Annotated in this window: 19 protein-coding genes and 1 pseudogene; 9 read left to right on the forward strand and 11 right to left on the reverse strand. The window is 62.9% G+C overall.

What is annotated here, in order from left to right; translation table 11 throughout:
* Positions 1–10: 10 nt before the first annotated feature.
* Positions 11–1,402: pseudogene (locus ACP8ML_RS02075) on the reverse strand (DUF4032 domain-containing protein); the annotation flags it as partial.
* A 76-nt stretch (positions 1,403–1,478) separates the two neighbouring features.
* Positions 1,479–2,648, reverse strand: coding sequence for a trans-sulfuration enzyme family protein (locus ACP8ML_RS02080; protein ID WP_117188870.1), 1,170 nt, complete (start codon positions 2,646–2,648; stop codon positions 1,479–1,481).
* A 149-nt stretch (positions 2,649–2,797) separates the two neighbouring features.
* Between ACP8ML_RS02080 and ACP8ML_RS02085 the strand changes: the two genes are divergently transcribed.
* Genes ACP8ML_RS02085 through ACP8ML_RS02120 form a run of 8 tightly spaced genes read left to right on the forward strand, consistent with a single transcriptional unit; the run spans position 2,798 to position 6,695 of the window.
* Positions 2,798–3,316, forward strand: coding sequence for an Asp23/Gls24 family envelope stress response protein (locus tag ACP8ML_RS02085; protein WP_065674312.1), 519 nt, complete (start codon positions 2,798–2,800; stop codon positions 3,314–3,316).
* A gap of 11 nt (positions 3,317–3,327) precedes the next feature.
* Positions 3,328–3,513: a DUF2273 domain-containing protein gene (locus tag ACP8ML_RS02090; RefSeq protein WP_004810640.1), complete on the forward strand. Its 186-nt coding sequence runs from the start codon at positions 3,328–3,330 to the stop codon at positions 3,511–3,513.
* On the forward strand, positions 3,513–3,926 hold the full coding sequence (locus tag ACP8ML_RS02095) for an Asp23/Gls24 family envelope stress response protein (RefSeq protein WP_065674313.1): 414 nt from the start codon (positions 3,513–3,515) through the stop codon (positions 3,924–3,926). Before ACP8ML_RS02090 ends, ACP8ML_RS02095 begins: the two co-directional genes overlap by 1 nt.
* A 1-nt stretch (position 3,927) precedes the next feature.
* Positions 3,928–4,482: a DUF6286 domain-containing protein gene (locus tag ACP8ML_RS02100; protein ID WP_117188868.1), complete on the forward strand. Its 555-nt coding sequence runs from the start codon at positions 3,928–3,930 to the stop codon at positions 4,480–4,482.
* The gene (gene amaP / locus ACP8ML_RS02105) at positions 4,479–5,195 is read left to right on the forward strand and encodes an alkaline shock response membrane anchor protein AmaP (RefSeq protein WP_117188866.1); all 717 of its coding nucleotides are present in this window, start codon (positions 4,479–4,481) and stop codon (positions 5,193–5,195) included. The genes ACP8ML_RS02100 and amaP overlap by 4 nt, the downstream gene beginning before the upstream one ends.
* Before the next feature lie 60 nt (positions 5,196–5,255).
* Positions 5,256–5,831 carry an RNA polymerase sigma factor gene (locus ACP8ML_RS02110; RefSeq protein WP_117188864.1) on the forward strand — a complete coding sequence of 192 codons (576 nt, stop codon included), beginning with the start codon at positions 5,256–5,258 and terminating at the stop codon, positions 5,829–5,831.
* On the forward strand, positions 5,822–6,346 hold the full coding sequence (locus ACP8ML_RS02115; RefSeq protein ID WP_117188862.1) for an Asp23/Gls24 family envelope stress response protein: 525 nt from the start codon (positions 5,822–5,824) through the stop codon (positions 6,344–6,346). Before ACP8ML_RS02110 ends, ACP8ML_RS02115 begins: the two co-directional genes overlap by 10 nt.
* Positions 6,339–6,695 carry an Asp23/Gls24 family envelope stress response protein gene (locus ACP8ML_RS02120; protein WP_117188860.1) on the forward strand — a complete coding sequence of 119 codons (357 nt, stop codon included), beginning with the start codon at positions 6,339–6,341 and terminating at the stop codon, positions 6,693–6,695. The genes ACP8ML_RS02115 and ACP8ML_RS02120 overlap by 8 nt, the downstream gene beginning before the upstream one ends.
* A 332-nt stretch (positions 6,696–7,027) precedes the next feature.
* Here the strand turns inward: ACP8ML_RS02120 and ACP8ML_RS02125 are convergent, their stop codons facing one another.
* The 9 genes from ACP8ML_RS02125 to ACP8ML_RS02165 all read right to left on the reverse strand — a co-directional run bounded on the left by ACP8ML_RS02125 (position 7,028) and on the right by ACP8ML_RS02165 (position 21,699).
* Positions 7,028–8,131, reverse strand: coding sequence for a hypothetical protein (locus ACP8ML_RS02125; protein WP_138774612.1), 1,104 nt, complete (start codon positions 8,129–8,131; stop codon positions 7,028–7,030).
* Positions 8,132–8,181: 50 nt separating this feature from the next.
* Entirely contained in the window at positions 8,182–11,343 is a 3,162-nt protein-coding gene (locus ACP8ML_RS02130) for a type I restriction endonuclease subunit R (RefSeq protein ID WP_117188856.1), read from the reverse strand.
* Positions 11,340–12,497 carry a helix-turn-helix domain-containing protein gene (locus ACP8ML_RS02135; protein ID WP_016667008.1) on the reverse strand — a complete coding sequence of 386 codons (1,158 nt, stop codon included), beginning with the start codon at positions 12,495–12,497 and terminating at the stop codon, positions 11,340–11,342. The genes ACP8ML_RS02130 and ACP8ML_RS02135 overlap by 4 nt, the downstream gene beginning before the upstream one ends.
* Positions 12,494–13,186: a hypothetical protein gene (locus tag ACP8ML_RS02140; protein WP_117188854.1), complete on the reverse strand. Its 693-nt coding sequence runs from the start codon at positions 13,184–13,186 to the stop codon at positions 12,494–12,496. The genes ACP8ML_RS02135 and ACP8ML_RS02140 overlap by 4 nt, the downstream gene beginning before the upstream one ends.
* Positions 13,187–13,241: 55 nt before the next feature.
* Positions 13,242–14,405, reverse strand: coding sequence for a restriction endonuclease subunit S (locus ACP8ML_RS02145; RefSeq protein WP_117188852.1), 1,164 nt, complete (start codon positions 14,403–14,405; stop codon positions 13,242–13,244).
* Positions 14,405–16,099 (reverse strand): class I SAM-dependent DNA methyltransferase, encoded by a 1,695-nt coding sequence (locus ACP8ML_RS02150; protein WP_117188850.1) that lies wholly within the window; start codon positions 16,097–16,099, stop codon positions 14,405–14,407. Before ACP8ML_RS02150 ends, ACP8ML_RS02145 begins: the two co-directional genes overlap by 1 nt.
* Positions 16,099–17,997: a hypothetical protein gene (locus ACP8ML_RS02155; protein WP_117188848.1), complete on the reverse strand. Its 1,899-nt coding sequence runs from the start codon at positions 17,995–17,997 to the stop codon at positions 16,099–16,101. The genes ACP8ML_RS02150 and ACP8ML_RS02155 overlap by 1 nt, the downstream gene beginning before the upstream one ends.
* Positions 17,998–18,283: 286 nt before the next feature.
* Positions 18,284–19,384 (reverse strand): ABC transporter ATP-binding protein, encoded by a 1,101-nt coding sequence (locus ACP8ML_RS02160; RefSeq protein WP_016667013.1) that lies wholly within the window; start codon positions 19,382–19,384, stop codon positions 18,284–18,286.
* Between the two features lie 884 nt (positions 19,385–20,268).
* Positions 20,269–21,699: an L-serine ammonia-lyase gene (locus ACP8ML_RS02165; RefSeq protein WP_117188844.1), complete on the reverse strand. Its 1,431-nt coding sequence runs from the start codon at positions 21,697–21,699 to the stop codon at positions 20,269–20,271.
* A 254-nt stretch (positions 21,700–21,953) separates the two neighbouring features.
* On the opposite strand from ACP8ML_RS02165, the gene ACP8ML_RS02170 reads away from it, so the two are divergent.
* Positions 21,954–24,257, forward strand: coding sequence for an ROK family protein (locus ACP8ML_RS02170; protein WP_117189012.1), 2,304 nt, complete (start codon positions 21,954–21,956; stop codon positions 24,255–24,257).
* Positions 24,258–24,271 lie beyond the last annotated feature (14 nt).

Below are 24,271 nucleotides of genomic sequence, written 5' to 3' on the forward strand. Positions count from 1 at the left end.
TTCCTACGCCCTTCCCGCGGGCGCGCAAGGCGTCGATGTCGAGACGAGATGCCGATTCCACGTCTACGGATTCGGCATCGGCCTCCCACGGGTCATAGGGGGCGTCATCCTCCTCGTCCTCGACATATCCCAGGGACGGGTCGTACACATTGATCAGCTCGTGACCGCTGCGTGGTTGCGATCCGTCGACGGAGACAACCGATTCCGCACTTATGGCCTCGTCAGGAAGCTGGGCCAGGATGTCGCGAACATATCCCTGGGCCGCCTCGATGTGCGGAACCTCGCGCTGCTGGCGCTGGGACTCGTACCAGCGGTAGTCGAGCACCTCGTGGTAGAACTGCGCGAGCTCGCGCTTGCGGGACAGTTCCGGGGGAATCTGCTGGACGACGGGCTCGAAGCACTCGGTGAGCCAGCGATGGGCAGCCACCGCCTCGTCAACTCTCTGTAGGCCATTGCGGGCCCGGAAGGTGTCGAGGTCGTTGAGGAGACGTCGCGCCTGGAACTCCTCGGTGTCCAGACCAGTCAGACGCAGCAGACGACGCTGGTGGTGCCCGGCGTCGACGACCTTGGGCTGGATGCGCAGCCGCTGACCGTCCGACGAGGTCTGGATGTCTAGCTCGGCGACGTCGAAACCCAGGGCATTGAGACGACGCACCCGCGACTCCACCTGGGAGTAGTCACCGCCGGCGTACTCCTCGGCAGCGGTGAGCTCGTTCCACAGCTCGTGGTACCGGTCCTCAATCGTCGTCACCAGGCCCAGCGGATCGAGGGCGGCGTCGAGCATGTCGCCCTCCTCCAGGTCGAGGAACTCGCCGTAAAGGTTGGTGCGGGCGATCTGCAGATCGTGTTCCCGCTGTCCGGTGGTGAGGCGGTCATGGAACTCGCCGGTCTCGGCGTCGACCAGATAGGCCGCGAAGGCCTCGGCGTCGCGTCGGAACAACACGTTCGACAGCGAGATGTCTCCCCAGAGGAATCCCACCAGGTGCAGCCGTACCAACAGGACGACGAGGGCATCGAGCAGCCGCATGACGGTCCCCTGACGCACACCGGAATGGAACAGGGACCGGTACGGCAGTGAGAACCGCAGGTGGCGGGTGAGGATGATCGGTTCGAGTGGTTCCCCATCGGTGGAGTAACGGTCGGTGATGACTCCGATGGGCTCGACGGACGGGGTGTCCAAACGCATGAGGTCGTGCAGCAGCCGGTACTCGTGGATCGCCAGGTGCTCGACGACCTCCTTTGCGGCGTAGACGTCGTCGCCAACGGTGATGAATCGCACCACGTGGCGGGAGATGCCTCGGGGCAGCGCGACCAGGAGCTCCTGCGGCCACTGTGCCAGCGGTGTGCTCCACGGCAACGGAAGCAGGCGGGAGTCGGGCTTCGCGCTGAGGAAACGGGTCACGGGGGACAGTCTGCCACCCCAATGACCTGTTCATGGGCGTGGGTCCTAGTCAGCAGGTCATTGGGTACGCGAGGACTCAGACGGCAGCGGCTCGGTCGAGAGCCTCGTTCAGGCAGGTGGCGAGGTCATCGACGGGGTCGATTCCTGGACTCATCCGGATCATGGAGTCATTGACCCCAGCGGCGTCCCGGGCCTCCTGGCTCATCGCTGCATGGGTCATCGTCGCAGGATGGCAGACCAGGGATTCCACACCTCCCAGGGACTCGGCGAGGATGAACCCTTCCACTCCGGTCATGAATGCCTCGACAGCGGGTAGTCCGCCGGCCAGCTCAAAGCTGAGCAGGGATCCGAAGTCCTTCTGCTGACGAGCGGCCAGGTCGTGACCGGGGTGATCGGGCAGCCCAGGCCAGTGCACCGCCGCGACGGCAGCGTGGGAGGAAAGGATTTCGACCATCCGGGCAGCGTTGGTGCAGTGGGCCTTCATCCTCACCCTGAGGGTGCGCAGGCCACGCAGCGTCAGCCAGGAATCCAGCGGAGATGCCGTCACCCCTAGCATGTTGGCGTGGAAGGCCATCAGGTCGACATCCTCCGGGACAGCGGCGACGACGGAGCCGCCGATGACATCGGAGTGGCCGTTGAGGAACTTGGTATCGGAAGCGATGACGAGGTCTGCGCCGAGATTCAGCGGCTGCTGCAGGATCGGCGAGCAGAAGGTGTTGTCGACGGCCACGACAGTGCGCTCGCCCTTCGAGGAATGAGCCAGCTCAGCCGCGGCAGCGATGTCGGTGATGCGGAGCAGTGGGTTGGACGGGGTCTCCACCAGGAGTAGGTCGGTGGGGGATTCCAGGGCGGTGCGCAGGGCGTCAAGGTCGGTCTCGTCGACCCAGTCGACCGTCAGACGTCCGGCGGTGGCCCAGGTGTCGAGGATGCGCCAGGTACCGCCGTAACAATCGTGCGGCGCGATGACGTGGCCACCAATCGGCACGAAGGCCTGCAGCACGACCATGATGGCCGACATTCCCGACGAGGTGACGACCGCCCCCGTGCCAGCCTCGAGGGTCGTGAGGGCGTCGGCAAGCAGGGCTCGGGTGGGGTTGCCTCCGCGGCCGTAGTCAAAGGTTGGGCGCTCCCCGAAGGTGTCGTAGAAGTAGTTCGAGGAGAGGAAGGCGGGAGGGGCGACGCTGGAGTGGGCATGATCCGAACACAGCCCGGTCGTCAATCCCTGCATGGTGGTGGACGTCGGCATGGTCCCTCCTGTCATCGGGTGGTTTCGAGGGTAGCCGAGGACGCGGAGGATATTTTTTTCGCCCAATTCTCGGATTCGGCGTGACGATTCGGTTCGCTGAACATCTGAACATGTGAAAGTCGCCACAGATCGAATGGAGATGAGCCGACATGGCTGACAACAAGACTGCTTCCGCCAAGACTGACGAGACCAAGACCGAGAATCTTCCGGACACCACCAAGGAGGCCGTGGCCCCGTCGCCGCTTCACACCGACCACGGCTCGACCCTTATTGCCGAGCAGGTCGTCCAGAAGATCGCCGGTATTGCGTGCCGCGAGGTTCCTGGCGTTCACGCCATGGGCTCCACCGGACGTCGCATGCTGAGCTCCATCACTGACCGCATCCCGGGCTCCACCACCAACGTCTCTAATGGCGTTCAGGTTGAGAAGGGTGAGCGTCAGTGCGCCATCGATCTCTCCGTCGTCATCGATTACGGCTACTCGGTCGTCGAGGTCGCCAACAAGCTTCGCGAGACCATCATTGACGCTGTCGAGTATGGCACCGGCCTCGAGGTCGTCGAGGTCAACGTCCAGGTCACCGATGTGTACATCCAGGGTGAGGACGAGGGCGAGGACGACGACCAGCCGACCCAGGTCGCCCCTCAGCGTAAGAACACCGAGCTCTCCTGAAAGGCCGCAGTATGAATGCATCGCGCATCGGAGCACTCGTCGGTCTGTTGCTGGGCGTCATCGCGGTCTGCGTTGGCGTGTGGCAGGCCATCGTTGTGCTGGTACTGGGCCTGCTCGGCCTGATCGTGGGGCGGATCATTGATGGTCAGCTCGACGTGCACGACATCTTCGGCAAGCCAAGTCAGCGGAACCGTTGATGTCTGTCGGCACCACCCGCGTACGTTCGGTGCCGTCGCTGGCGGTCCACAACCGTGAGAAGGCCAGCCGTGGAGCCTTGACGGTGTCCACGGCGGTTGTCGAGAAGGTGGCTGCCCGCGTGGCGGCCCAGAGCGAGGGTTTTGGGGCTCCCACCTCGTCGTTGTTCGGATCGGGGTCGCGTGCCGACTTCGACCGAGGCCCGAAGGTGGGTGCGGTTCTCACCGGTCGTACTGCTGATCTCGAGGTGGAAGTTGCCATCAGCTATCCCGCCCCCATCCAGGCTCAGTGCGACGACCTGAGAGCCCGTTTGACCGAACAGGTTCCGAAACTGTCCGGGGTTGAGATCGGCACCATCGACATTCTGGTGAGCCGAGTTGTCAACAAGGCATCGACGACGAAGGAGCTGAACTGAGATGAGTCATCAATACATGTCTCCGCCACTCGTTCGTCGTCCCTCTCGGACGACCCCAGTGACGATCCTCGGTGTCCTGCTGGTGGCAGCCGGAGTGGTGGCCATCATCGCTGCCATTCACCGTCTCCAGCACGGATCCTTGCCACAGTGGTTGGGCTGGGGCCGTGGTCACATGACCACCGCCTCATGGCTCAACGACACCGCGCTGACGGTTGCCATCGTCATCGGCGTCATCGCCCTGATGCTGGTGATCTGGGCTTTCAAGCCGGGACGCACTTCTGGTGTTTTCCTCAAGCCGGCTGAGGGTGCCCCGGACGACCGCGAGATCGTCATGGACAACTCCGACCTGACGGGCTGGCTTTCTCGTTGGCTTGACGAGGAGGACGGTGTCGCATCTTCGTCAGTGAAGCGTCGCGGCAACGCGCTCAAGATCGACGTCGAGACCGACGTCAATGATCCTGAGGTGATGCGGGAACAGCTCACCAGGAGGATTGCTGATCGCGTCGACTCGCTTGGCCTGGAACAGTCCCCGAACGTGAAAGTGAGGTTGCGATGAGGGGCCGCGCAAACAGAACACGACTTGCCGTCGTCGGGATCATCTTGTTGCTGGTGGTCGCGTGGTTCATGCTGGTGCGGTTCAACGTCGCCTCGTCGTGGGGATGGTGGCAACCTGAACCCGACGCGCCCATTGCCGACGTGCCGAAGGCATGGCGCACGGACCACGCCTCCTGGGCCCTGCTCATCGTGGGCGTCCTGGCTGCCGTGATTGGGCTGATCTGGCTGCTTCGGCAGTTCTCGTCGAGCAATCGCGCTCACAGCTACAGCATCAGCCACGAGACGAACCATGGATCCACGGTGCTGTCCACCGATGCTCTGGGACGAGCCATCGAGGAGCAGATCGAGGAATTCCCCGGGGTGAGCAGTGCCAATGTCAGATTCTTCGGAGCCCGTGTTGCTCCCGAGATGATGGTTCAGATCGACCTTGACGACCGTGCCGACGTGCGAAAGCTCGTCAATTGGCTGGAGTCCGAGGTGGCTCGTGACGTCGAGACCGCTCTGGATGCCAAGCTGATCCGTTTCGGAACGAAGTTGCGGACGGGGGCACACGTCACCGGAATGGGTGTGAGTCACGTCGGCGTGACCGAAGTGTCCAATGTCGACGAGTCCGGAGACAACCTCCCCGCCAATCCGATGCCCAAGCCCACCTTCCTCAACGAGAAGTCCGAACGGGCCAAGCCGCGTACACGTGACGGAAAGGTGCTCGCCTGAGCTGCGCGCTAGCGGTCGAGGACTCAGTAGTTGTCCTCGACCGCTGCTAGCGTCGAATCCATGGTCAGCGGGGTCGAAGGTGACGACGGCGACGAGATCGTTTTTGCGGACATAAGTGCTGCTCAGGACGGAGATGCTGCGGCATACGCTCGCGTTGTTGAGTCATGGGGCGGGCCGCTCCTGAGGTTCTGTCACAACCACTTGCCGGCCACGATTGACGCGGAGGACGTCGTCCAGGACGTTTTGCTGACCGCCTGGCAGAAGCTGCCCGATCTCGACGATAGGTCCCGGTTCAGGGCGTGGATGTACACCATTGCTCGGAATCGTTGCCGGGAAGTCATCCGGACCGCCGGGCGACGCGCAACCGATCCGGTGGCACCGGAAGAAGTTCCGGTGAGGATCGACACCCTTCAGGACCCAGCAAGGGCACACACCAGGGATGCCGCGATGAAGGCGTTGAGGAAGAGTGTTGTCCGGCTGCCGGACAACCAGAGGCGTATCTGGGTCATGGCTCAGATCGACGGTCTCGGATACGCCGAGATTGCTGAGATTGAAGAATTACCGGTGTCCACCGTCCGTGGCCGTTTGGCCCGGGCGAGGGCCACCATTGCGGAGGAGATGGAACCATGGAGGTGAATCTCGCGTGTGGCGCGGACATGAACCACGTCTGGGACAACGCGACACAGCCTCCCACCGAGCACGAGGTCGAGTGCCCAGCCTGCCAGGCGGTGCGCACCGTGGCCGTTCGTGCCGGTCAACTGCGTGACGACACGGTTGCCGAGGATGCCAAGACCAAGGTAGTCGTTGATCCACCGAAGCTGTCGTCGGTGTGGAGGTCCTACAGCGCTGATCTCTCGCCGCGTCATTGCATCGTCAGTGACGACGATGGCGACATTGAGGTCAGAGAGACCGTGCTGACCACCATCGTGCGCGAGACCCTGGCTGATTGCGAGGATGGCAGGTTGAGCCGAGTTCGTTTCTCGGTGCCGCATGCCCCGTTGAGACTGCGCATTGACCTGTCGGTTGCCCAAGGCATTCGGATCCCGGAATGCGCCGACCGGGTGCGTCAGCAGGTGGCGTCGGAAATGTATCTCCAGCTGGGCGGACGCCCAGAAGCCATTGACATCATTGTGGAGGACATCCATGCCTGAGCCCGAAAACGACGTTGTCGTCTCCGGAACTGTCCTGATGGGCGACGAAACCAGTGATGATCTGGAAGGGGTCATCGTCACCACTGTTCTCAACACCCCCGGCGTGACTCGACTCGTCCGGCCGTGGTGGCGTCGGGTCGGCAAGTCTGACGAACGCTCCGCGGTGCGGATCAGTGAAGAGGATGGACGTACCGACGTGGACATGGAGGTCACCGTCGATCTGACGGTGCCTATCGTGCGGCTCACCCAAGATCTTCGTCACCGGGTTGCCACGGCCATAACCGCTTCCGGACGCATCCCGGGGAAGATCGACGTCACCGTCTCCAAGGTTGAGCGCAAGGACGGGTGACGGCGGGCTGAACCGGCCCTACGCCCTGGATTATGAAGCGTCGCTTTGGCTCCTAAGAGAGACGCGGTAGCCATGGTTTCAAACTGGTGGCGAAGAGCAAATACCCATAGCCAGGACTACCACCTGCTCACGGACCCGCTGCGCCTGGCGCTGCCGACCAGACACGACGTTGCGTGACTACGGCGACCAGCTGGTGAGGGGGCGCGTGAAACTTCCGCTGAAGCGCATCCTGGCCGTCGAACTGCAGTGAATTCGTTGCGATTATCCGAGCGGATGATGAGAGACTCGGCCGGTAAAGTTCACTGGTACGAAAACAAGCAGGAAGCTTTCATTTACTGTGTGTGATGCGATGAAGGTAAGATATCTCTTAGTTCGGGTGGGATGTACTGGATTGACTCCCTGAGGCGGGGCAAGTAGTCGCGCAAATGACTCGAATATAAGATTTCCGACACGGAAAGTTTGCGCTTGACTTTTGCGTCCTCGCGTCGGGACCACAGACTACAGTTCATGCAGTAGAAGAGTGGAAATGGTTTGGCTTCGCTGCGGTTGGGCTCGGGGGAATCCTTGCCGCAACGAAGACACCGATAAAAAGCTATCCAGTATTCCACCCCTTCGTTCTCTCTGATGTTGGGAATGTTTGACCGGGAAGTTTCGCGAACTACGATCCCTATCGCCTCGAAGAGGCGTTTCTGGGCTTGGCGCAGTTTCTTGAGGGTCTCCGGGATCTCCTCGGCAGCTGGTTTTGAGAAGGTGATCCCGTTGACGGGGAGGGCCTCTCCCGAGCCTGTTCGGTAGGAGCTGCCAAGGGGCCGGTGGTGGATAATCTGATCCCGGATCTTCGTGACTTCGCGGACAGGGTAGTCGCGAACGAGGCGCTTGACGTCATCCAACCATGTTCCTCGCGCAAACTTCTTGTCGGTCTTGCTGAAGAACCTGTCTGCTCGAGCTCCAACCTGTACGTAGTCGAGCTCCTGGCGACGGCGTCGAATATCACGGACTGCCTGTTGTATCTCACGTGGTGTGTATTGGACCTTGGTCCCGGTGGGGCCTGGAATGAATTCCACGTCGTAGGAAGAGAGGCCGAGTATGGCGTTGTAGTCCGCCTTGGTTGCTGCGACTTCTTCCTGGAGCGACAGGATATAGGTGAGCATCTGGAAGAGATATTCCCACGCACAACAATGGCGCGTGATGGCAGATTCAAGGAGGTAATACTGTTGATCTATAGGGGCATTTTTTGAGCGGCACCACTCCAGCTCTGCCATGCTGATGGCAAGCTGATGATTCGCATATTTGCAGACGAGGTCGTGCAGTGAATGATATGTGACGGCGAGCGCGAAATCCAGCTGCATGCCATCGTCGGTGCAGTCATAACGTTTCATGTTCTTTCCGAGAAACTTCTGGAATCTCCCGTCGCGCTCCACGGTAAGCCATTCCATGGATTCAGTATCGGTTCGCGGCTGTGTCGGGCTGAGATATTTTCCGAGTCTCATGCTTGGAAATCCGGTGCGATTGCCTCCATCTGTTCGAGCACCAGTTTTACCGCTTCGGGCTGTTTGCTGGGCGGATACTTGTGCCGGCGCAAAAGGCGTTTCACCGAGCTGCGGAGCTTGGCCTGTACGTCGTCGCGCCTGGTCCAGTCGGTGCGGGAGTCCTTGCGCACGATGGCGAGCAGATCGCGGGCCATGGCTGCCAGCACATCGTCGCCCATGGTCTCCAACGCTCCTGGGTCATTGGCGAGCGCGTCGTAGAAGGCGATCTCCTCGTGGTTGAGCGGCGGGTCGAACTTCGCGCCGCGAGCGTTCTCCTCGCTGATGCTCTTGGCTAGCTCGGCAAGTTCGCTGATCACCTGGGCCGAGGTGAGTTGCTGGTTGGTGTAGCGCAGCATCAGTTCGTTGATGCGCTCGCTGAAGTCGCGGTTGCGCACTAGGTTCTTGCGGGTGGCCTTGTCGGCTTCCTCGACGAGCAGATCGCGCAGGGCCTCGATAGCCAGGTGCGGGTTGGTGGCATCCTTGAACTGCTGCACCATTGCCGGCGTGAGGTTCTGCAGGCTGGGCTTGGGGATGCCTGCGGCCTCATAGATGTCGGTGATGCCGCTGCTGACAGTGGCGTCGGCGACCAGACCGCGCAGCAGTCGCAGGACTTCGTCGGGGACGGGCTGGCCGTTGGCCTCGCGTTCCTTGGCGTCATACTTGGCCATCCAGACCCGCACCTCCTCGTAGAAATTGACGTCGATGCGCTTGTCGTCGAGGGTCTGGCTGCCCGCGGACAGCGCCCACATGCGGGCGAGCCTGGCCGACAGTTTGCGGTAACGATCGGCCAGGGTCTCCTCGCCGTCGTCGACGCGGTTACCCGGTGTGCTGGGCGAGCGGAGGTACTCCACTGCGCCGGCTACGGCGTCGCGTCGGGCGCTTTTGGTTCCGGAGCGGAGCACGCCCATCCAGTCGTAGCCGGACAGTAGCCGGTCAAGGGCATTGAGGAGGTCGCGGGTGGCCCCGGCGGCCTCGTCGACGTCACGACCGACGGGGCGGGTGGTCTTGTCGGTCTCGGTGTACTCGTCGAGTGCCTCGCGCAGGTTCTCGGCCAGGGGTGCGTAACCGACGAGCAGGCCGTCTTGTTTGCCGCGGAAGGTGCGGTTGACCCGGGCGAGGGTCTGCATGAGCAGGGCACCCTTGAGCGGCCGGTCGAGGTAAAGGGTGTGCAGGGGCGGGGCGTCGAAGCCGGTAAGCATCATGTCCTTGACGATCACCAGCTCGATCTCATCATTGACGTCGGTGAGGCGTTTCTTAATTACCTGGTTTTCGGAGTCGCGGCGCACGTGGTTGCGGATCGGCTCCGTGTCGGTGGCATTGCCGGAATAGACGACCTTGATGCGCCCCTTGGTGATGTCGTCGTTGTGCCACTCGGGTCGCAGCCGAGTGATCTCGGTGTAGAGGTTTGCGCAAATCTCGCGGGTTGCGCCGACGATCATCGCCTTGCCGTGCGGGGTGGTCGCGGAGTCGCCGTCGCGTAGGGCGGGCTCGACGGTGGCGCGTCGGGCCTCCCAGTGTGCGACGATGTCGGCGGCCAAGGCGTGCAGGCGCTCGGGGGCGCCGTAGATGGCGTTGATCACCAGCACGGATTTCTCGATGCGGCTGCGTTCGGCGTCGTCGAGGCCTTCGGTGGTCTCGTCAGCGATGCGGTCGAGGTCCTCGGAGGTCATGTCGGGGGTGAGTCCGACGTTGATTAACCGTTGCTCGAAGTAGACGGGCACGGTGGCACCGTCGTCGACGGCTCGGCTGAGGTCGTAGACGTCAATGTATTCGCCGAAGACCGCGCGGGTGTCATGGTCGGCGGTGCTGATGGGGGTGCCGGTGAAGGCAATCAGGGTGGCGTTGGGTAGGGCGTCCTTGAGGTGTCGGGCGTAGCCGTCGAGGTCGTCGTAGTGGCTACGGTGGGCCTCGTCGACCATGACGATGACATTGCGCCGGTCGGTGAGCATGGGGTGGTCGAGGCCGGAGTCACGTTCGGCTGCGGAGCGGCCGAACTTTTGCAGGGTGGTGAAGTAGATGCCGCCAGAAGCGGTGTTGGCGAGCCGTTCGCGCAGCTCGGACCGGCGGGTGACCTGCACGGGCGTCTCGGGTAACAGGGTGGAGCGACGGAAGCCGGCGAACAGCTGTCCGTCGAGCTCAGTGCGATCGGTGATGACGACGATCGTGGGGTTGAGTAGCTCGGGGTGGGTCATCACCAGGTTGGCGTAGAGCTCCATTTCCATGCTCTTGCCGGACCCCTGGGTGTGCCAGACGACGCCGGCCTTGCCGGTGGAGTCGATGGCCTTGAGGGTGGAGTCGACGGCCTTGCGCACGGCGAAGTACTGGTGGGGTTTGGCAATGCGCTTCGTGATGTGGCCGGAGTCCTCGTCGAATGCGGTGAAGTTGAGGACCATGTCGAGGAATCGGCGCAGGTCGAACAAGCCGTAGGTGAGGGTCTCCAGCTCGGGGGTGTTAGGGCCGGTCTCGACGGGGGTGCCGAAGTCGTCCACCTTCCACGGCGAGTAGTGGTTCAGCGGGGTGAACGGCGTGCCGTACTGAGCGCTGATCCCGTCGCTGATGACGGTGGTGACCACGCTACGGAAGGCGGTGCCGAACTCTGCCAGGTAGGTTCCGATCTGGGCGTGGGCCTTGGCGATGGTGGCATTGGCTGCGCCGGCTTGCTTGAGCTCGACGACGGCCAGCGGCAGACCGTTGACGTAGAGGACGACGTCGAAGCGACGGCTGTTTTGGCCGTGCACGATGCGGACTTGTTGCACCGCATGGAAGGCGTTCTCGTCGGGGTTGGGGCTGACCAGGCGCAGGGTGGGGGTCTGTTCGGCACCTGAGGAGTCGACATAGGCGAGCCCGTGGAAGCCGTGCGCGAGCAGGGCGTGGAAGGCCTTGTTCTCGGCCAGTGCATCCTGGCTCTTCGGGGTAAGCATCTCGGCTTGCGCCTGGGCGAGGAAGGTGTCGGGTACCCCCGGGTTGAGGCGGCGCAGGGCGTGCAGGAAGACGTCGCTCAGCACCAGGTCGTCGAGGCCCTTCCGCCCGGCCTCGACGGCGGACCCGGTGGTCGGCTCCCAGCCGAGCTCACCGAGCCAGTCAAGCATGGTGGTCTCCCACTCGGATTCCAGGATCATGGGTTGTGCCTTTCATGTGCGGGGGTGGTGCGGGAATGACGCCGGCGTGTAGCCAGATCGATGATGTCGGCTCCGGAATCGGCGGGATTGGTGGGCGGGTCCAAACGGGCCCAGTGACGGACTAGGTGTGGAGGCAGGCCTGTGTAGGTGCCCAGTGCCGGGCCGCCGGTGAGGGTGGCGCGTTTCAGGGCCTGTTTGAGTAGTAGGGGGCGTTCGTCGGCTACGGGGACGGGTTCGATGTCTGGATCCCGCCATCCCAGGGAGGAGAGCTGGATCTGGAGGCTTCGCGCGCGGTTACTGCTGATGATCCCGAGGTTTCGGCAGCGCATGATGATTGCACCGACGCTGACTCCGTAATCGGCCTTGACCGGGAGGTATCCGCGCAGCGTGGTCTGCTCTGTGATGCGGGCAATAACCTGCTGTTTGGGGAGTAGGAACGCTCCGGCGAAGTGGTGGGCGCGTAGTTCGCGGTGGTCTTTGGTACTGGTGATCGGACTGGGCAGGTCCTGGTCCCAGATGTGGTGGGCAGCCTCGTGGGCGAGCGTGAAGCGGGCGACGGCGCCGGGCAGGTTGCTGACCAGGGCGACGAGCGGCCGCTGGTCGTGGCGGGTTGGCAGGCTGATGCCGGACAGGTCGAGGGTTCGTTCGGTGTTTGGGTCGAGGCCGTTGATGACGGCGATGCCCTGGCGTTCGAGGGCTCGTGTGACATTGGGAACAGGGGCGTCGTCGGCAATACCAGCGGCACGTCGTACTTCGAGGGCGACTTGTTCGACGTCGTCGAGGAGATCTTTGTCGTCGGTGAAGACAAAGGGCTTGTAGCCGGTCTGTGTTGAAGCCTGGGTGAAGACCCGGGCTGCTTCGCGGGCAAGGCGGGTGATGCGCTTCTGGTCGAGTGCGGAGGCGCGGGCTTTTTTGCGGAAAGTGGGCACGGCCGCCTCGTGTGCGGGGTCGTTCTGGGTGAAGAAGGCGAGTGGGACGCCGTGCTTCTCGGCCATGGCGGCAGCGAGGTCGAGCGGGAAGCGTTGAATGCCGCTCTCGATCTTGGACAGCTGTGCCGGGGTGGCGCCGACGCTCTCGGCGAGCCGCGTGCGCGACATGCCGAGTAGCTCGGCGAGCGCCCGGATGCGCTGGCCGACGAGATCTTGGTCGGTCACTGTCCTGCGAGCCCTTCGGTGTCGTTTTCGTCGGGGATGTCGAAAATGAAAAGGTCGCTGTCCTCGTCCGAGCCAACGAAGCGAAGACCGTCCTCATTGACGAGGCCACCGCGGGGGATGACAAGGTCGAGGTCACACGGGGTGGCCTTGCCGAATGCGCCGGGGGCGCGGGTGTGGACGATTCGCAGGTCGTATCCGCTCTCCCGGTCTGACGGGTCCTTCCAGGCCCAGATCAGCAGGAAGGTCTCGCCGTGCAGGCCGTCGGTGCGCTTGGCGAGCGTGCCGGCATCGCCGAGCGAGGGCAGGGCGGTTTGCAGGCTGGTGTCGAGCGGTTCATTGCTCCATGTCTCGCGACGGGCAGGGTTGTAGCCGGCATGAGGTACGTGGTCAGGCTGGGTGTAGGGCGCCTTGAGGAATCGCACGGTCATCCCAGTCTCGCTGTCAACGAGCAGCAGCTGGCCCATCTTTCGTGGGTCGCCCTCGACCCGCCAGCCGCCGGGAAGAGGCTCTGCTTCGAGAGAGAGGCGGACGTCTTGGCGGATGTTGAGCGGCCGGATGTGCGGAAAGCGATCCTGCTCGAAACCCTGGGCGCGGGTCTCGGCCTGGACGATGGCACTGGCCATGGCCTCGTCGATCCGCGGGGCGATAAGTTGGACGCGGTTCAGCACGAGGCTGGTTACGGGGCTCATGGGCAACTCCAATCAGAGGATTTAAAGAAAGTTTTGCATACAAATGAAAGGAGTTCTAGAGAGCCTCGCTGACTGTCCTCTCAGCATCCTTAACGCGCAGCGTTCCGTCCATGAGAGCGGGGAGCAGGGTGTCACGGAGTGCGGCGAGGGTGGCGGACTCACGCTTCGCCGACTCTGCTCGCAAGCCGAGGCTCGTCAGCTCTTCCTGCAGCGATGCGGGCAGGTCAGTGGGCATCGACAACTCCATCACCTCGCTCGGCTTCACTCTTTGGTGACTGCCTGACGTTCCAGCTGCGTGTTCAGCCAAGAACCGTGAGACACGAGGGTGCGCCAGTAATGACCACAACACGGATGTCGAGAATTTGTTCGGCTCCAGAACCAAGAACTCTGTGGAGGCCACCGCCCCCGACTCGGGGTCAGGGATGTCCCATACCCTCGGGAATCTGGGGTTGAGTTTCGACAAGAGAACGCTCGGTTTAGTAACGACGAACTTGTTGCTCTTGATGTCAGTACTGGCCTCGTGGTTTGGAAGCCCATGCTCGTCGAAGGCCGGTAGCGAATAATGCCAGACACGTTCTGGCATCTCGTCAGTGGTGGTTACTTTCTTAGTCAGATTGCAAAGGTCAGTAAGCGCTCCAGTGAGCGGCAGGTCCGCGACTTCGGCCACCATCAAGTCGCCGATGGTTGCGACAAGAGCGCGGTTGGCGGCGATCTTGTCGTCTAGGGCACCTAAGACCTCCGCGATTGCCTGTTGCTCGGGGAGTGGCGGAAGAGGAACTTCTAAGTTCTCGAGCATCGACTTGGTCAGCGCATTGCGCGTTCCTCCGGATGAGATGGTTAGAAGATGATTCTTCATTTCTGGATTCACGAGAGCCCGCTGGAGGAATCGTGGGTCGAGTTGTGATTCAGTCCTAATAATTGAAACGTGCTGGTTCACGCGTGCAGGCAGGAAAGCTTCTTCCATTACGCAACAACGCGCTACGGAGTCCCCAGTGATATTGAGAAGAACATCGTCTTTTTCGACTGAAGCGTTTGCCAACTTCATGGCGGCTTCGTCGCTGATATGGGCGAGACCTTCATGTGTCATCGAGTTATCGAGCACATTCTGTGACCGGATCAAGGCGATTCGCGAGTTTGTGTAGCCGGAGGCCCCTCCCCTCGGGGTAGCGCCAGAACGAATTTTGGTTGTGACGTCTCCAAGTCGGACAGCCGGCCACATCACAGCCTCCCCAGTTGCTCACGCACAACCGCTTGCAGGCGGTCGGACTCGGCGAACTGTTCCTGGAGCTGGGCGGTGAGGCGGGCGATCTTCTCGTCGAGCGGCTCGTCGTCAGCCTCGGCCTCGGCCATGCCGACATAACGACCCGGGGTCAGCGCGTAGCCGGCCTCCTTGATCTCGGCGAGGCTCACCGAGCGGCAGAAGCCCGGGATGTCGCGGTAGGCTCCGTCCGGGAAAGTGGTCTCGACAGGCTCAGTACCTGTTCCCGTCCCCTCGGCGGACTCAGGAGCCGGGGAGGAAGACTCGGTCGCCGTGGCGTCCTTGGTGCCCAGATCGAGGATCTCCATGCCGCGCCACAGGTGGTAGGCGTCGGCGATCTGCTTGATGTCGGCGTCGCTGAAGGCGCGCTCGGCACGGCTCACCATGTGGCCCAGGCTGCGGGCATCGATAAACAGCACCTCGCCACGGCGGTCCACGGAACCACCCCGACCGGCCGACTTGTCCTTGGCGAAGAACCAGATGCACACCGGAATGCCGGTGGAGCGAAAGAGCTTCTCGGGCAACGCCACCATGCAGCTCACCAGGTCGTTTTCCACCAGCTGGGCGCGGATCTCACCTTCGCCGCCCGACTTCGATGTCATCGACCCATTGGCCATCACCACGCCCGCCGTGCCAGTGGGCTTCAACTTCGAGATGATGTGCTGAAGCCAGGCGTAGTTCGCGTTCTTAGCCGGTGGTACGCCGTAGGTCCAGCGGCTGTCCGACTCCACCCGGTTCCAGTCCTTGATGTTGAACGGCGGGTTGGCCATGACGTAGTCCATCTGTACGCCCTGGTGCAGGTCCAGCGAGAAGGTATCGCCCCAGCGCGGCCCCAAGTTGCCGTTCAGGCCGTGAATGGCGAGGTTCATCTTCGCCATCCGCCAGGTGCTCTCCACGTTCTCCTGCCCGTAGACCGACAGCTTCATCGGGTCGTCATCGTGTGCGGCCAGGAACTTCTCCGCCTGCACGAACATGCCGCCCGAACCACAGCACGGGTCGTAGACCCGGCCTTCGCGGGGCTGCAACACCTCGACGATGGTGCGCACAACGCTGGCCGGTGTGTAGAACTCGCCACCTCGGCGTCCCTCCGACAAGGCGAACTTCGCCAGAAAATACTCGTACACCTCCCCCAGCAGATCCCGCGCCCGGCTAGCACCCTGCCCGCTGAACCGCAGGGAGTTCAGCAGGTCCAGCAGTTCTGCCAGCCGACGCTGGTCGACGCTGGAGTTGTTGAAGACCCGCGGCAGCGTGCCCGCCAACGACGGATTGTCTGACATCAACAGGTCCATCGCCTCGTTGAGACGCTGGCCGATCGTCTTGACATCGTTCACCTTCGCCATCTGCACCAGATGGGGCCAGCGGGCATCCTCGTCCACCCAGAAGACGTTCGAGGCGGTGTACTCGTCACGGTCTTCCAGAGTCTCGGCGATTGCCTCGGCGTCATAGCCTTCCTCGGTCAGCTCGGCGGTCAGCGCGCTAGCCCGCGCCGTGAACGCATCCGAGACGTACTTGAGGAAGACCAGCCCCAGCACCACGTCCTTGTACTGAGAAGCATCCATCGAGCCGCGCAGCTTGTCGGCAGCCTTCCACAGGGTGTCCTTCAGCTCCTTGTCGGTGCTGGGTAACAGTGCGTCCTGTTTCTTCCTGGGTGCCATCACTGGCCCTCCTTCTTCTCGGTCGTGGTGAGCGTCACTGCACCACAGGGCACGCAACGCATCACCACGCGGCGGAGCTCGTCCACCACATTCTGTCGGTCCTGCAACTGGCGCTCGCACCGCTCCAGCAAAGCCAGCGTGTCGTCGGTAGCCCTGCGGTCCCGGGCTATGGGGACCTGCCAAGTACGCCACGCACCGCACCCGGCAGGAAGCTCATTGATGACGGCCGCGACGGACCGCGGTGAGATGGGCGCACGGGAATCGAGACGGAGTACCCGCGCTGGATAAGCGACGACTGCGCTACCTTCGTCGTCCACCTGGGCGACCGGCTTCCCGGTCGAGCAGAAGACCACGTCGCCAGGCTGGGTCACCTTCGCCTCGGGAGCCTGCCGGGTCAGCTGCAGCATGTCGACGGGTTGCGGTGCGCGGCGGGCTAACCCGGCAGCGGTCCACAGCCTGGACGACCCCTCGGGGAGCGCCTCGACGTTGAGGCGCGTACCGGACACCACCTTCGCCAGCCGCTGGTGGGCCAGCTCACCCAGCACCACCAACGATGGTGTGCGGCCGGTGGCCACCCGCGCCGTGATGCCCTCCATCGGACTCGGCTCGGAAACCGTGAGCCTGGTGAGCAGTTGCTGGATTTTGGCCGCGTCATCACCGGGGGCACTGGGCAGCCCCACCGGCACGGTCTGGCCCAGCGTTACCAGCGACCTGGAGCGCGTTAGGAGGGAGGGGAGTGCCACCGGGTGCAGCAACTCGATGCAGCGGCGACTGTCTTTCTGGGCCACAGCCACCAGATCATCCAATAGCCGCTGGCGTAAGGCGCTGTTCAACGGGGTGCCACTGAGGTCACCGACGAAGGGGCGGGCATCCGCCGTTCCATCCATCAGCCACAACGCCAGATGCCCCCGCGCCCCATCGGCCAAGAGACCCTGGGGGAGTCGCACCACAGCGCGCACCAAGTGGTCACGCAGGACAGCGTCGCGACGGCTCGTGGAGCTGCCCAGCGGGTCGACGAGGATCTGGGCTGGACCAATCACGAGGGCCCGTGTGCCCGGCGCGAGTTGGAGCGAGAGCTGGTCGAGGTCATCTAGTGCTGCGTGCACGTCGGACTCCAAGCGGGCGAGGATGACGCTGCCTTCGGCTAGCTGCCAGTCGTCGTCGAACGAGGGTGTGCGCGCGACGAGGTGGCGCACCGCCAGACGCTGTCGCGTCATCCGATGACCGGCACCCTCGCCGGGCAGGACTAGCCCGACATCCTGGAGGTCCTCGTCGCGCATCAGGTTCACCAGCACGTCGTTGGCGGTCCCGTTAACGTCCACGAGCTCCCCGCCCGGGGACAGCAAGGCCTTGGCGGCTGTGCTAACCAGGGCGACGAAGTCTTCGGCGAGGCGGGGTGTGTTCGCGGTCCGACGCGTCACCTCCTGCACCAGCCGGTCGTGGGCGTCGGAGGTTGTCCAGGCTGCCTCGACTAGCGCGTCAGCCTCATGAGAGAGCCTCTCGACGTCGAGCGCCTCGACCTCCGACCAGAGCCAGTCATCGTCGGGGTCGGCCTCCTCGACGGCATCGAGGAGATCCTCGGTGTCCATGCTCGCCAGCGGGCAGTCGACGATGCTCCGGGCAGCCACCATCGCGGTCAGGGCTTGCATTTCCTTCGTGCCACGGCCCGCGTTGAAGGTGGTTTCGAGGGCGAGGTCGAGTCGGGGCTGGGGATTGTTGCCCCGGCCGGTCCGCTCCAGCCAGTCGAGCACCTCGTCGGCTGCATAGCGGCCCGTGGGGGACGGGGAGGGAAACGGGGCGCCGGAGACAGGGCGCTTGAGCCACATCGTCGCCACGGCGCGCTTGACGTGGCACAGCCGGGCGATCTGCCCCAGAGACAGCGTCTGCTGAGTTGTCATGGTTCCTCCTTCCGCTGCAAGCAGCTTACTGGAGTAGACGCCTTTGATATATGAAGTAGCTGATAAGGAGACTTATCAAAGTGATGTAAAGTGAAATAAGCACAGGCTGCATCGACGTTCGGACATAGCCGCAGCAGCTCGCTGAGGGGCCGTGTCACACAAGCAGATATGAAAGAGTTCGCTGCGTTCGACGGCGAGAATCAGGGCACGCCCCCCATGGCCACACAGAACACGACGAGGCCCTCGGAAGAACCGGGGGCCTCGTCGTGTCTGCGGAAACCGAGGATCAGGAGATGCGCTCAGTGGTCTCCTGGCTGAAGACGTGCACGGCGGCCGGGTCGACACCCAGGCGCACCTGCTCGCCGCGCTGCGGAGGACGACGCGACGAGATACGAGCGACGACCTGGTGGGCCTCTCCGTCCTCGATCGAGGCCTCCTTGCCGGAGCCGACGAGGGATCCGTAGAGGTAGGCGTCAGCGCCGAGTTCCTCGACGACGGCAACGTCGAGTCCGACGCCTTCGCTGGCGAGGGTGAAGGACTCCGGGCGGATACCGAGGGTGAGCTTGGTCTCGTTCGGGGCCTTGGCTAGGACCTCGCGGGAAACCGGAACGACGTAGTCACCGAGCTTGACGCCACCATCAACGACGTCGCCCTCCATGAGGTTCATGGCAGGGGAGCCGATGAAGCCGGCGACGAAGAGGTTCTTAGGAGTGTCGTAGAGGGCCAGCGGGGAGTCGACCTGCTGCAGGATGCCGTCCTTCATGACGGCAACGCGGTCGCCCATCGTCATGGCCTCGACCTGGTCGTGGGTCACGTAGACGGTGGTGACACCGAGGCGCTGCTGCAGGGCAGCGATCTGGGTACGGGTCTGGACACGGAGCTTGGCGTCGAGGTTCGACAGCGGCTCGTCCATGAGGAAGACCTGAGGGTTACGAACGATGGCGCGACCCATGGCGACACGCTGACGCTGACCACCGGAGAGAGCCTTCGGCTTGCGGTTGAGGAAGTCCTCGAGACCGAGGAGCTTGGCAGCCTCGAGAACGCGCTGCTGACGCTCAGCCTTCGGCACGTTCTGCATCTTGAGGGCGAAGCCCATGTTGTCGGCCACGGTCATGTGGGGGTACAGGGCGTAGTTCTGGAAGACCATGGCGATGTCACGGTCCTTCGGGGGCAGATCGGTGACGTCGCGGTCTCCGATCCAGATGGAACCGGCATTGACCTCTTCGAGGCCGGCCAGCATTCGCAGGGAGGTCGACTTACCACAGCCAGACGGCCCGACGAGGACCATGAACTCACCATCGCCGATCTCCAGGTTGAGCTTGCTGACGGCTGCGCGATCGGTGCCCGGGTAAACCCGAGTCGCCTCCTTGTACTGCACGGTTGCCATAACCGTTAATCCTTTCCACGGGCAGGTACGTGCCCGACGATCCGTTGTGGAAATCCGACGACCAAGGGTGCCGCCGGGATCCCCGCGGGTATTGCGAGGACCTGGTGTCGATCATAAGGGACATTGCCCGCGATGGTGGCAAGAGGCTGGCTGGAAGAAGTGTTTTGCCTTGTCGGCTCGCGCACCTCGGGGCTGAGCCGTGGGCCACCCTGCGTGTCGGTGCGGCCCACGGACCGGTGGGCGTCATCGCACCGGCCTACAAGCTGGGGTTCAGGGCTGCTCCCACGGGGGACCCTGTAATTGAGTCCCGTAATGATCGTGGCTTTGTATCACCAGCACATCACCACTAGAACGATGACTTCGACGATCAAAACGATAATACGAACAAGATCATGATGGCATTTTCGATATTCATGCGAGAATGGGCAAAGTTTACGTTTTTCTTCATCCGAGCATAAACGTAGCTTGACATAATGATCTTATGGAACGCCAGTCCATTGCAAACGGTCATATGGCCATACAATGTGTTGTCTTTGCGGCCGTGAATGATTCCCTTCATCTTGAAGGTGTTACTGAAATTTGAAAATACCGTTCCGTTAGAGTCTCTGAGAGTGAGGTGCGTTCTCTGGTGATGGCGATGACGTTTCTGGCGCATGTGCCGCCCCGTGATGCCTCAATCACGGGTATGGGCACTGTGTGCATGGATCTGGTTCCCACGTTTCTCATCGCTGGTGATATCGACAAAGCAGATACGGTTGCCTATGTCAGCAGGTGAAAATACGCTCTCGCGCCGGCTTGATTTTGTTGAATTATTTCCTCGTTCTTTGGATAGTCAAGCCGTCCTTCTTAGAGGGGGATCCCCGGGGAGATGATCCGTCGAGCTGCTAGCACTCGACGATGTTCACCGCGAGTCCGCCTCGCGCCGTCTCCTTGTATTTCACCTTCATGTCGCGTCCGGTTTCCATCATGGTTTTCATGACCTGATCAAGGCTGACGATTTGGGAGCCGTCGCCTGCCATGGCCAGACGGGCAGCCGTCACGGCCTTAATGGCACCCAGGGCATTGCGCTCGATGCACGGAATCTGAACCAGACCACCGACGGGATCGCAGGTGAGCCCGAGGTGGTGCTCGAGGCCGATCTCGGCCGCGTTGCAGACCTGGGCAGGTGTCCCGCCCATGACCTGGGCCAGGCCGGCTGCGGCCATCGAACATGCCACGCCGACCTCGCCCTGGCAGCCGACCTCAGCCCCAGAGATGGACGCCGACTGCTGGTAGATCTCGCCGACGGCGCCGGCGGCCAGCAGGAAGTCGACGATGAGGTCGTCGTCACCGGTGCTGACTCCGGGAGTACCCGAGTCGATGTCGGAGCCAGGGGAGAGGAACTTCACCGCGAAGTGCAGGCAGGACGGGATGATGCCGGCCGCACCGTTGGTGGGGGCGGTGACGATACGTCCACCTGCTGCGTTCTCCTCATTGACCGCCAGGGCCCACACCGTCAGCCAGTCGACCGATCCGAAGGGTTCTGGCTTGCCTGGGGTGATGCGCTCCCGGGTGGCGAGATCGCGGTGCATCTTCATGGCACGGCGACGCACGTGCAGTCCACCTGGGAGAACGCCGGAGCGGGAACAACCACGCTCGACGCAGGCGTGCATGACGGCCCAGATGTCCAGGAGTTCGCCGCGCACATGTTCCTCGTCGCGGACGGTCATCTCATTGGCCATGGTGACCTCGGGGATGTTCATCCGGTAATCAGAGCACTGTTCCAGCAGTTCCTTGCCTGTCTCGAAGGGGTAGGGGACCGGAGCCGAGTCACGGACGATGGCGGGATGCTCGTCCTCACCGTGTTCGACGACGAAGCCACCGCCGATGGAGTAGAAGGTGCGCTCGGCGACGACCTCCTGACCCGACCAGGCCGTGAATGTCATGCCGTTGGGATGGAAGGGCAAGGACCGGTTGCGATGCAGGATGAGGTCCGTCGTGACGTCGAAGGAAATCTCCCGACCACCATGGACGGCATCGAGGGTGATGCGTCCTCTGTTGGCGATGGTGGCGGCTCGAGCTGGGGTCTGGTCGGTGTCGACGGTGGCGGGATCCTCTCCCTCCAGGCCCAACAGGACGGCGGCTTCAGAGCCATGTCCGTGTCCGGTCGCCCCCAGTGAGCCGAAGAGTTCGGCGCGCACCCGGGTGACGTCGGGCCACGCCGGTGATTGAGCCAGATCAGTCACGAAGATCTGTGCGGCTCGCATGGGGCCGACGGTATGGGAACTGGATGGGCCGATGCCTACCTTGAAGATATCGAAAACACTGACTGCCACGGCATCGATTTTGCCAAAGATCGAGGCGCAATGTCAGTGAAGCGCAATGACGGCCGGCACTGGGTTGTCCGCCGCTGAAGGGGCCACCGCAAGGCATCGTGATGACGAGTTCCGACAAACCCCTTGACCAACTCGCCGTGGTGGTCCATTCTCTTTCCAACAAGAATTGAAACCGTGTTTTGAAATATGCCTTTACAAGGATCGTGAGGGCATGGACCCACGGTGACCTTGGTCGCGGAGAAGGAGTGGTGACGGTGGCGAAGCGTGATCGACGCAGTGAGAGAGCCGACGACATCCTGCTCGAACTGCGTGCCGGAGAGGCCATGAGCGCGGCCGATCTCGTCGAGGGCACCGGGTTGTCACGTCCGACCGTCATCTCAATCCTCAATGACCTCGAGTCGTCCGGATGGGTGGTCCGTGGCACCTCCGATGGTGGCGGTCTGGGGCGCCCTGCCTCGGTGTGGTCGTTGGGTGAGGACGTCGGAATCGTCATCGGGGCCGACATCCTCGTCGACTCGATGCTCCTGGTGGCGGCCACTTTCGGCGGGACGATCCTCGACGCCCGTAGTTCTCGGCTCGACCAGCACCGACCCGAAGCCCGTCTCGACACCGTCGTGAGCGCGATCGAGTCATTGCGAGATGCGTGCGGGGACAAGGGGCCGTTGCTGCACCTGGCGGTCTCGACGACGGGCGTCATCGACGGCGATGGTCGCATCGTGCGAAGCGACCTCGTGCCGCAGTGGACCGGGTTGGACTTGGGCCGAATGCTCTCCCGGCGCCTTGATGTCCCGGTCACCGTCGACAACGACATCAACATGGCTGCTTATGGCGAGTTCTGCCAGCGTCGTCAGCGCGGTCGCCTCGACACCGATGCTGACATGCTCCTGGTACGGATGACCCGCGGACTGCACACCGGACTGGTCCTCGACGGACAACTGCATCGCGGACGTACCTGGAACGCCGGTGAGATCAGCGACGTGCTCGATCTTCGCCTGGACGGCGACGAGATGCCCGACGACGACTGGATCGATCGAGCAGCCCTGACGACCGGTTCGGTCGCGGCCGTCATCGACCCGGACGTCATCGTCATGTCTGGACCCACGAATGCGTCGGTCACGGTGATTCGCCGCATCATCGCTCGGCTCATGGCTCGGCGTCCTCTCGACTCGGAGGCGATGACCGCCGAGGTCGAGGAATTGGGGCAGGCTGCATCGGTCGTCGGGGCCCTCAACACCGCACTGGAACTGGTGACGAGGAAGGCCCTCGGTACCGGACACCCGCATCCCGTGGCCTTGCGTGGCATGGCCAAAGTCGTTTCCGAAGTCGAGAAAGGACAGCACAGCGTCATGACGACAACCCATCGAGAAGGACACACTGGCGATCGCATGAGGGTGGGCGTCGTCGGCGTCGGCGCGCGGTCGCGCCTGGCCCTCAACGCCGAGCTGGAGGGCAACGACGGCCTCGTGACCGCTGTCTGCGAGCCCCATCACCTGGCCCGCGAGCGGGTGGCCGACCGGCTCGGGAAGGATCCCGACTCCATCACGATCACCTCTGACGTTGCCGGGCTCATCGCATCGGGAATCGACGTCGCTTTCGTCACCTCCCCTGACGACACCCACGCCGAGGTCACCTGTCAGCTGTTGGAGGCGGGGATCCCGGTGTACCTGGAGAAGCCCCTGGCCATCACGATGGATTCGGCGACCAAGGTTCTCACCACCGCCTACGAGACCGGGACGAGGCTCTACGTCGGTCACAACATGCGCCACATGAACGTCGTGCGGTCGATGCGCGATCTCATCCGCTCTGGCCGGATCGGCGAGGTCAAGGCCATCTGGTGTCGTCACTTCGTCGGGTCGGGCGGTGACTTCTACTTCAAGGACTGGCATGCCACTCGCGAGCATGGCACGGGTCTGCTGCTGCAGAAGGCTGCCCACGACATCGACGTCATGCACTGGTTCGCCGATTCCCACACCACTGACGTCGTCGGGATGGGCGGGCTCACCCTCTACGACCGGATCACTGATCGTCGCGACAATTCTGACCAGCTCATGGGCGACTGGTACTCCCTCGACAACTGGCCTCCGCTGACCCAGAAGGGACTCAACCCGGTCATCGACGTCGAGGACATCTCGATGATGCTCATGCGGATGGAGTCCGGCGTCTTCGCGTCCTACCAGCAGTGCCACTACACCCCGGACTACTGGCGCAACTACACCGTCATCGGCACGGAGGGGCGCATCGAGAACTTCGGTGACGGTGAGGGAGGTGTCATTCGACTGTGGAACAAGCGAACCCACTACAACGCCGACGGTGATGAGACCGTCCCGATCATTGGGGACGCCAATGGACACGGTGACGCCGACGTGTTGACCGTCACCGAGTTCCTCAACTTCGTGAGGAACGGAACCCGTACGGATACCTCGCCGTTGGGCGCCTGGTATGCGGTCGCAGCGGGGATCGAGGCCACTGAGTCGTTGCGTCAAGGGTCGACGCCGCGCCAGGTGCCGACGCTGGACGAGGAGATCGTCCAATACTTCAACAACAACCAGGTCAAGTGATCACAACGAGACAG

The sequence above is a fragment of the Cutibacterium sp. LaCa_255 genome (assembly GCF_057458005.1).